General features: G+C 43.3%; 3 protein-coding genes. All 3 read left to right on the top strand.

The features are described from left to right. Positions 1-9 precede the first annotated feature (9 nt). The 3 genes from IPN35_03250 (at position 10) to IPN35_03240 (ending at position 10,463) form a co-directional block, all read left to right on the top strand. Positions 10-7,812: a hypothetical protein gene (locus IPN35_03250; GenBank protein ID QQS59859.1), complete on the top strand. Its 7,803-nt coding sequence runs from the start codon at positions 10-12 to the stop codon at positions 7,810-7,812. A gap of 128 nt (positions 7,813-7,940) precedes the next feature. Then, a complete protein-coding gene (locus tag IPN35_03245) occupies positions 7,941-8,795 on the top strand; it encodes a GGDEF domain-containing protein (GenBank protein QQS59858.1) in 855 nt (284 codons plus the stop codon). A gap of 75 nt (positions 8,796-8,870) precedes the next feature. Continuing rightward, the gene (locus IPN35_03240; protein QQS59857.1) at positions 8,871-10,463 is read left to right on the top strand and encodes a hypothetical protein; all 1,593 of its coding nucleotides are present in this window, start codon (positions 8,871-8,873) and stop codon (positions 10,461-10,463) included.

Genomic DNA, 10,463 nt, shown 5'->3' with positions numbered 1-10,463 from the left:
TCTCCGGCTATGAAATGGATACAACGCTTTGCCGCATCTTCTCTTGCTTTTCTCATTTTCTTGGGACAAGCGGGAGCTTCTGGCGTTAACTTTAACGTTACCGATAATTTGTCGGCACCATTGAATAATCCAGCTTTTACGGGAAATATTTCATTTCCCGGAACAGGTATTTGGAATAGCGCTGGAGATGTGGGAATTGGAACCATAGTTCCAAGCAGTGGGCTGAGGCTTGATGTTGAGGGAAAGGTTGGAGCAACTGAGTATTGTAATGAAACAGGTCTCACGTGTTATACCATTGGAGATTTGGTGGAAAATGGAACAACCGCTGTTTGGGGAAGCATTACCGGAACGCTTGCCGATCAAACCGATTTGCAAAATGCGCTTGGTCTCAAGGCAAATACAGCAGATCTCGCAACAGTGGCAACCAGTGGAGATTATGCTGATCTTACCAATGCGCCAGCAATTGATGATCTCTTGCCAACGCAAACGGGAAACAGCGGAAAATATCTCACCACCGATGGAAGTAATGCCTCTTGGGGAGATGTTTCAACAGGCGTTGTCGATCATGGCGCACTTACGGGTTTGACGGATGATGACCATACGCAATATGCTCTTCTTGCAGGAAGAAGCGGAGGACAATCTCTTACCGGTGGAACCGGCGTCACTGATAAACTGGTCTTGCAGGGAACGAGTGCCAATGGAACGAGTACGGCGGCGGCGTTGCAAGTCAATGTTGGGAATAATGGGGGGACGAATGCACTGACGGTGTTGAATGATGGGAAGGTGGGGGTGGGGACGAGTAGTCCAGATTCACTATTACATATATATTCTAGTGGATCTAGACCAGAAATCCATATTCAAGAAACAACAGCAAATTCTGCCGCTCAAATCTATTTACAAAACCCCGTGAGAACGTGGGATCTAGGAGCTGATTCAGATCCTGATATTTTTTACATTGGTAATAGTGGAGATGATACGCAAAATACCTTCGTTCTCACAGCAGACAAAAAAATGGGTCTGGGTATTACTTCCCCACAAGATACGTTCCATATATCCAATACGGCAGATGTTGGTATTTTATTGGAAGCAGATAGTGATAATATATCAGAAGGCGATAATCCCCAAATAACTCTTACTCAAGATGGAGGGGGAACGGATGGATTCATTGCTCTTGAAGGAAATGCAGGAACACAATCAACAGACACTATCGCCAATGCTTTTCTTTTGGGAACTGAAGATAGCTACTCACCTATCCAATTTATTACGAATGATATAGTAAGAGCCACTATTAATTCTTCTGGCAACGTCGGAATCGGAACCACCTCACCAACAGAGAAACTCGATGTCAATGGAAACATAAACTTTACCGGAGAACTGAATATCAATAGTGTTCCCGGAACAAGTGGACAAGTACTTACTTCTGGTGGAGATGGATCTGCACCAACTTGGGAGACTCTTCCGACAGGAACCGACGATCAAACCCTCGATCTCACTGGAAACACTCTTTCCATTGAAGACGGAAATTCTGTGGATTTGAGCAGCTACCTCGATAACACCGACTCGCAAGACCTCGATCTCTCAGGAAATACCCTCTCTCTCACAGGAGACGGAACAACTGTCGATCTCTCAAGCTACCTCGATAACACCGACGATCAAACCCTCAGTGAGATTCTCGGAACAAGTACCGATGCTGGAGGAAACGCCATCACAAACCTTGCTTCTCCTTCATCTGGAAGTGATGCCGCTACCAAAACCTACGTCGACAACCTCATCAACGGACTCACATGGAAAGCACCAGTTGATGATGCCGATGGACCGGATGGCGGAACCCCAGATGATGACTTGGGAGGACTGCTTTGTAACAGCACAAATGAGAGCTTTGCGACTTACAATAAAGGAGACAGTCTTATTTATGTCTGTAACGGAACAAACTGGGTAGAGATGAGTTCTACCGTGGGACTTCCCGATCTTAACGGAGATATTACGGGAAGCATTACGAGTAACGTTATTGCCGATGATATTATTGATGAAGCAAATCTCAAAGTAACAAATAGTGCAAACGATAACTATCTTCTCACCTTTGACAACGCCACAGGAGGATTTACTTGGATAGATCCAACAACGGTTGGTTCTACCAGTTTTATCGCACTCTCTGATACTCCCAATTCTTTTACCGCAGGCTCTGTTCTCTTTACCTCTAACTCTGCTGTAGCAGAAGACAACAGTAACTTCTTTTGGGATGACACAGAAGATCGTCTTGGGATTGGAACAGCAAGTCCAAATGCGAAACTCCATATTAAAACCGATACGGGAACCAACTCAGAAATAGATATACAAAGTGGAGCAGAAAACCACTGGGGAATATATCAAGATGAAACCACAGCAGATTTACGATTTTGGAATACAGATGACCGACTCACCATTACCGATGATGGAAATATTGGTATCGGAACCACCTCTCCTACCTACGCGCTTGCTTTTGGAAATACGCAAGATCAAGAGATAGGGGTGGAGAGTCAGGTGGCGGACTTGGCGGGGAACGCACTCTCTCTTTTGGCGGGAAATGCGGGAACAGGTTTGGCAACCGATTTTGTGTCGCTCGGACAAACAACGAGACTTTGGTATGGCATAACCGCCGACTCCAGCGGAAATGTCTATGCAACTACAGATGCTGGCGACATCTACAAACAAACCGGAGGGACGGGGGACTTTCTCCCCCTCGGACAAGCATCGAGAAATTGGCGCAACATGACCGCCGACTCCAGCGGAAATATCTATGCGGCTGTAAGTAATGGCGATATCTACAAACAAACCGGAGGGACGGGAGACTTTCTCCCCCTCGGGCAAACATCGAGACTGTGGCGCAACATGACCGCCGACTCCAACGGAAATATCTATGCAGCTGTGTGGAATGGCGACATCTACAAACAAACCGGAGGGACGGGGGACTTTCTCCCCCTCGGACAAACATCGAGACTGTGGACCGACATGACCAATGACTCCAGCGGAAATGTCTATGCGACTGTAAGTAATGGAGACATCTACAAACAAACCGGAGGGACGGGAAACTTTCTCCCCCTCGGACAAACAACGAGAAATTGGACCGGCATAACCACCGACTCCAGCGGAAATGTCTATGCGGCTGTAAGTAGTGGAGACATTTACAAACAAACCGGAGGGACGGGGGACTTTCTCCCCCTCGGACAAACATCGAGATATTGGACCGGCATGACCGCCGACTCCAGCGGAAATATCTATGCGGCTGAGTATGGTGGCGACATCTACGAACTCTCGAGTAGTGGTGGTACTCCAAACCTCTCCGGCGGAGAACTCGTCCTCACTTCTGGAGCAGGAAAAGGAACAGGAGCAAGTACTATCTCTTTCAAAACCGGCACCACCCTCTCCTCGGGAAATACACTTCAACCCCTGCAAACCAAAATGACAATCCTCGGGAATGGCAACGTCGGAATCGGCACCACCTCACCAACAGAGAAACTCGATGTCAATGGAAACATAAACTTTACCGGAGAACTGAATATCAATAGTGTTCCCGGAACAAGTGGACAAGTACTTACTTCTGGTGGAGATGGATCTGCACCAACTTGGGAGACTCTTCCGACAGGAACCGACGATCAAACCCTCGATCTCACTGGAAACACTCTTTCCATTGAAGACGGAAATTCTGTGGATTTGAGCAGCTACCTCGATAACACCGACGATCAAACCCTCAGTGAGATTCTCGGAACAAGTACCGATGCTGGAGGAAACGCCATCACAAACCTTGCTTCTCCTTCATCTGGAAGTGATGCCGCTACCAAAACCTACGTCGACAACCTCATCAACGGACTCACATGGAAAGCACCAGTTGATGATGCCGATGGACCGGATGGCGGAACCCCAGATGATGACTTGGGAGGACTGCTTTGTAACAGCACAAATGAGAGCTTTGCGACTTACAATAAAGGAGACAGTCTTATTTATGTCTGTAACGGAACAAACTGGGTAGAGATGAGTTCTACCGTGGGACTTCCCGATCTTAACGGAGATATTACGGGAAGCATTACGAGTAACGTTATTGCCGATGATATTATTGATGAAGCAAATCTCAAAGTAACAAATAGTGCAAACGATAACTATCTTCTCACCTTTGACAACGCCACAGGAGGATTTACTTGGATAGATCCAACAACGGTTGGTTCTACCAGTTTTATCGCACTCTCTGATACTCCCAATTCTTTTACCGCAGGCTCTGTTCTCTTTACCTCTAACTCTGCTGTAGCAGAAGACAACAGTAACTTCTTTTGGGATGACACAGAAGATCGTCTTGGGATTGGAACAGCAAGTCCAAATGCGAAACTCCATATTAAAACCGATACGGGAACCAACTCAGAAATAGATATACAAAGTGGAGCAGAAAACCACTGGGGAATATATCAAGATGAAACCACAGCAGATTTACGATTTTGGAATACAGATGACCGACTCACCATTACCGATGATGGAAATATTGGAATCGGAACAACAAGTCCAGACTCTGGAACAGGAGGACAGCTCAAACTCGACACAGAAGGAAATATAGGAGCAACAAAATATTGTGATGAAAACGGAGATAACTGTTATACCACCAGTGAACTCTCAGACACCCTTTCTCAGCTCTCTTGTGCAGATGGACAAACGGCAAAATGGAACGATACCAATGCCGCTTGGGAATGTGCAGATGGAAGCGCACTTTCTCACCAGTTCACTACTACAGAAACATGGAACGCTCCTTTTTCTGGAAGTACTATTACCCCTATTCTTGTAGATGCCACCAATCTAACAACAGGAAGACTTCGTGTTATGGTCGATGGCGTTTTAAAAGCAATTGTTCCTCATGGAGCCAAAGAGTACCGAGTATTACAACCTTCTTCAAACCTCTCAGTAGTAGCAGAAGATTATGCCTATGATGTTTCTACTGCTTCGTACGACTCAAGCTTTGATATAAGTTCGCAATCACAGGGTGCTTCGGATATAGCTTTTAATACTGACGGAACAAAAATGTTTGTATTAGATAATAATAATACAAGCATTATTTTTGAATACCATCTTTCAACAGGGTTTGATGTTTCTACTGCTTCGTACGACTCAAGCTTTGATATAAGTGCGCAATCACAGAATGCTACGAATATAGCTTTTAATACTGACGGAACAAAAATGTTTGTATTAGGAAATGATAATAATATAGGCATTATTGCTGAATACCATCTTTCAACAGGGTTTGATGTTTCTACTGCTTCGTACGACTCAAACTTTGACCCATATTCTAATGTTAATTTTTTTGCTCTTGGATTTATTGGTCTGGCATTTAATACTGACGGAACAAAAATGTTTGTAATGGCCTTAGCGAATCCTTATACACTTCAGGGATCTATTGTTGAATACCATCTTTCAACAGGGTTTGATGTTTCTACTGCTTCGTATGATTCTATAGGTGCCCCCCTAAATTTATATGATTATTATGCTAATATAGTTTTCAGTCCGGATGGAGGTAAGCTATTTCTATCATCAGGCTTCATAGGAGTATACAATCTTTCAACAGGGTTTGATGTTTCTACTCTTTCACAGGCTTCAGATTCTATCACTGGAGAACAACCAATGGGACCCTTCGCTTTTAATGCCGACGGAACAAAAATGCTTGTCCTAGATGTACCAGGTTCTGCTGTTAGCGAATACAATCTCGACGGAGCATTTTTTGGAACGGCCTATGCTTCTGTTGGTCCTGGAGGATCAACGAGTGCCGAAGGCACTGATAACCTTGGAAACCATACGGCTACCCAAAATATAAAACTCAATGAGAACTGGCTTTCAAATGACGGAGACAATGAGGGAATTGCTATTACTAATGGTGGAAATGTCGGAATCGGAACAACAAGTCCGACCGCTGTGCTTCACCTGAAAGCGGGAACAGCTACGGCGAGTACAGCACCACTCAAGTTTACGAGCGGAACACTCCTCACGACTCCAGAAGCGGGAGCGGTGGAATACTTTTCCAATCAATTCTATCTCCGCGGTTCTGACGGACTCTCGGTTGCCGGCAATGTCGGTATCGGCACTGCCACCCCTACCTACGCGCTTGCTTTTGGAAATACGCAAGATCAAGAGATAGGGGTGGAGAGTCAGGTGGCGGACTTGGCGGGGAACGCGCTCTCTCTTTTGGCGGGAAATGCGGGAATAGGTTCGGCAGCGTCAACCAATTTTGTGTCGCTCGGACAAACATCGAGAACGTGGTGGGGCATAACCGCCGACTCCAGCGGAAATGTCTATGCAACTACAGATGGTGGCGACATCTACAAACAAACCGGAGGGACGGGGGACTTTCTCCCCCTCGGACAAACATCGAGACATTGGACCGGCATGACCGCCGACTCCAGCGGAAATATCTATGCGGCTGAGTATGGTGGCGACATCTACAAACAAACCGGAGGGACGGGAGACTTTCTCCCTCTCGGACAAACATCGAGAAATTGGTATGGCATAACCGCCGACTCCAGCGGAAATGTCTATGCAACTATTGAGTATGGCGACATCTACAAACAAACCGGAGGGACGGGAGACTTTCTCCCCCTCGGACAAACATCGAGAAGTTGGGACGGCATAACCGCTGACTCCAGCGGAAATATCTATGCGACTGAAATTCTTGGCGACATCTACAAACAAACCGGAGGGACGGGAGACTTTCTCCCTCTCGGACAAACATCGAGAAATTGGTATAGCATGACCGCCGACTCCAGCGGAAATATCTATGCGGCTGTAAATAGTGACAATATCTACGAATTCTTCGCTACTTCCGGCGGCGCTCCAAACCTCTCTGGCGGAGAACTCGTTCTCTCCTCTGGAGCAGGAAAAGGAACAGGGGCAAGTACTATCTCTTTCAAAACCGGCACTACCATCTCCTCGGGAAGTACACTTCAATCCCTGCAAACCAAAATGACAATCCTCGGAAACGGCAATGTCGGAATTGGCACCATTTCGCCAATAGAGAAACTCGATGTGAGTGGAAACATCAATGTCTCAACAGGAAATAATTACCTCATCAATGGAAGCCAAATCAGCTCTGTGAATCTTTCAAATGATACGAACCTCACCAAAAATGATGATACTGATATTTCAGGAAACAGCTGGGTTCTTGATGAAGATGATTTTGCATCTGATTCCGCAACAAAAGTTCCCACTCAACAGAGTATTCGAGAATATGTTGACGATATAGATTTTCGTTTTTCTCGAACAAATGTAGCATACAATGCTTCTGACGCAGCAAAAGATGCTGTGTGTGTGAGTGATTTTGGAAGTAATTATCAAGCGGCAAGAATTTTAGATGTTATGCTCCAAGATATTGCTCTTATTGATACTTCTACTTTTGATAAAATAGCATTCAATGTTTACGGAGATTCTACCCAGAGCTTTGCACCTTATTCTATATTTCTTGGTCTTGGTGTTCTCGGGGGAGATTATCCTATTGGGTGTATTGTAAAGAGTAATGATTTTCGTTTTTCTCGAACAAACGTTGCATACAATGCTTCTGACGCAGCAAAAGATGCTGTGTGTGTAGGCGATTTTGGAAGTAATTATCAAGCGGCAAGAATTCTTGATCTTTCTCTGCAAAACCCTGCTGTTCTTTATGATCTAAATACCGATATTGAAGTACCTGTTTTCTTTAATGTTTATGGAAATTCATCTGAAAGTATTTCCATCCTTCCTTATGCATATCATGGTGGATATTTTTTCGACGATGAAAATAAAGGAACATATCCTCTTGCATGTATTTTAAAGTAAAAGAAAAAAACAGAAAAACAACCTCCATGAATATCGTTTCACGGAGGTTGTTGTGAATATTCCCAAAAAAACTTGCTAAGAAAGAAAAAAATAAGGAAAAATCATAACCTTATTTTTATTGTTATATAATGGCTTTTGGTAAATCAAAAGAGGTGCTACAACCTAGTCTTCAAAAAACAACACCCTGCACTACAAAAGTTCTTCAAGAGGTGAGAGATTTTTTAGAGCAAGAAGGTATTATTGTTTTACGGAGAAAAGAGGATGATTCTTTTCTTCTTTCGTTTGTAGAAGAAGCAGTACAGTATGTTTTGCAGAAAGGGTTTCTGGGAAACGACGAAAAGCTGTTTTGTTTTCTTGTTACTCAGCGAGTTGCTTTGAAGTTTTCTCTCGAAAAAATACACGATCTCAATGAAAGGTTACGAGAAGCAAATAATACGATAGATAAATCAAAAAGAGAAGGTATGTTAGATCTCCTTACAGGTACTTACAATCGAAAGGGACTTTCAGATGAATTCAAAAAGAGAAATGTTGAAAGAAAAGAAGATGATCTAGAAAAAAACTTTTCCATTCTCTTCATTGATCTCGATAATTTTAAGAAAGTGAATGATACCAGAGGGCATTCAGAGGGTGATAAGGTGTTGCAAAAAGTGGCACAAATCTTACAGGGACGAGAACATGATGTCGTCGCTCGATGGGGAGGTGATGAATTCGTTATACTTCTCAATTGTACTAAGGATGCAATAATAGTTGCTCACAGGTATCGGGAGCTTATTTTGGATATAACAGACGATGACGGCAAAAAATATGGAATAGGCGCATCTATAGGGATTGTAGAGATTCCACATAAAGAAATAGGAAGGGGAATCCATCTTGTGAGCCAAGCAGATGATGCAATGTACGCAGTAAAAAATTCGGGAAAAAATGGAGTTTGTATTTGGATTAATGGAAAGGTGTATATCATAGATCCTCCTAAAGAAAAATGAAGCAGAGGCTTTCGCCTAATTTTCCATTGTTCCCATAATGCTTTTTCGCCACAATAACGAAGTATTTTCTTCATCGTGACTCTTTCAATACTTAAGATCGTTCAGAAAATCCTCGGGAAAAAAGAGAAGAAAAAAAGACCTCCTCTGTGGATAAGCATCCTTTTTGGTAGTCTTCTTTTTGGCGGTGCTTTGTGGATTTTATTACTCACGCCATTTCTTTCTCCGAGTGCAGAAAACCTTCTTCCGGCAGAAGGGGTTGTGTTTTTTGCAGATTTTGAGTCTCCCTCATGCCAAAATACGCTGGGAACATCTTTTCCACTGTGGTGTCAAAAACAGTCGGAACTCCTCGAAAAGTTGACCGGTGTTTTACCCATTCGTGCGGAGAACTTTGCGAACAAAATGGTGATTGCGGCGTATAAAAATCCAATCTCAAAAGAAAACCCACTGCAGTTTGTTGGGCTTTTTCGTCTCAAAAATCAACAGTTCCACAAAAAAGAGGAGGAAATAGTAAAACAACTTGGAGGAGGACTTGCACAGCAGAATAGCGAAAAAAGCTCTGATGTTATTTTTGAATTTGGAGAAGAGGGGAATCAGAAAAGAGGTTTTTTTCAGAACGGATGGCTTATTGTTTCTGATGATCCGGTTTTTTTAAGCCGCATACAAGATGTGCATTCTGGAAGTGCAGTTTCACTCGGAGAAGCTGATGTATTTTCCTCTTCTCATTTTCCTTCAATGGGAGAAGCATTTGTTCACGGATTCTTAACGAAAGATTTTCTTTTTCCTCTTATTCCCGAAAATATTGCTTCTCAGGCAGAGCATGTTTTTCGCCATGCTTCTTCTCTTTCTTTTGCAGTAGGATATTCAAATGGCACTGTTTCGGGGTCTTTTGATATTCCTCTTGAAACCATGAATTCCCACTTCTCCTTTTCTTCAGAAGAAAAAGGTATTTCTTTCCCTTCCCAAGAAAAGGGAATAACACTTGTTGCAAATCATTTTGGCAAACTCTTTCAAAGCCTGACACAAGAACTTGAAAAAACCGATCCCGCATTTTCATTTTTTCTCTGGGGACGAGCGCGAGCGTTGTCGCAAGATTGGCTTGGAAAAGAGATTGATTTTGAAAATGATATTCTTCCCCTTTTCGAGAAAGGGATGGCGCTTTGGTATGTTCCCAAAAATTCATTAATAGTAGCAGGAGTGGGAACAGAAGACATTTCTCTCAAGAAGGAAAAAATGCTTGCTGGACTCAAGCAAAAAGCAGAACGATTTATTCCTCGCATCATCACACACACATTAGAAGACGGAACACAAATTCGAGAGATTGCCGCTTGTACGGATTGTATCTCTGTTGTTTCTGAAGAAATTCAGGGCGGAACACTCGATATCTTTTCTGCAGAAGATGCTGAGGGAAAAAAAATGGAACTCTCTCTCGGAGAAAAGAAAAATGTCTTTCTCATTGCAAATGATACCGTTCTCGCAAAAGACATCCTCTCGTATGATTTTTCTTCTTCCAAAGGAAAAAAAAGTGATCTTCTTTCGGCGGAAATGAAGAATATGGAACTTCCCGAAAATGCTAAATTCGATTTTTTTCGAGATATTTCAGAAGCAGAAATCCATATTTCTGGAGAAGAAAAAACTCTTCATATACGCATAGCAGGAAAACATCTCTAG

The sequence above is a fragment of the Candidatus Peregrinibacteria bacterium genome (genome assembly GCA_016699755.1).
Classification (GTDB): Bacteria; Patescibacteriota; Gracilibacteria; order CAIRYL01.
The sequence above is the reverse complement of the archived record's forward strand: the minus strand, read 5'-3'. Positions and strand labels throughout refer to the sequence as shown.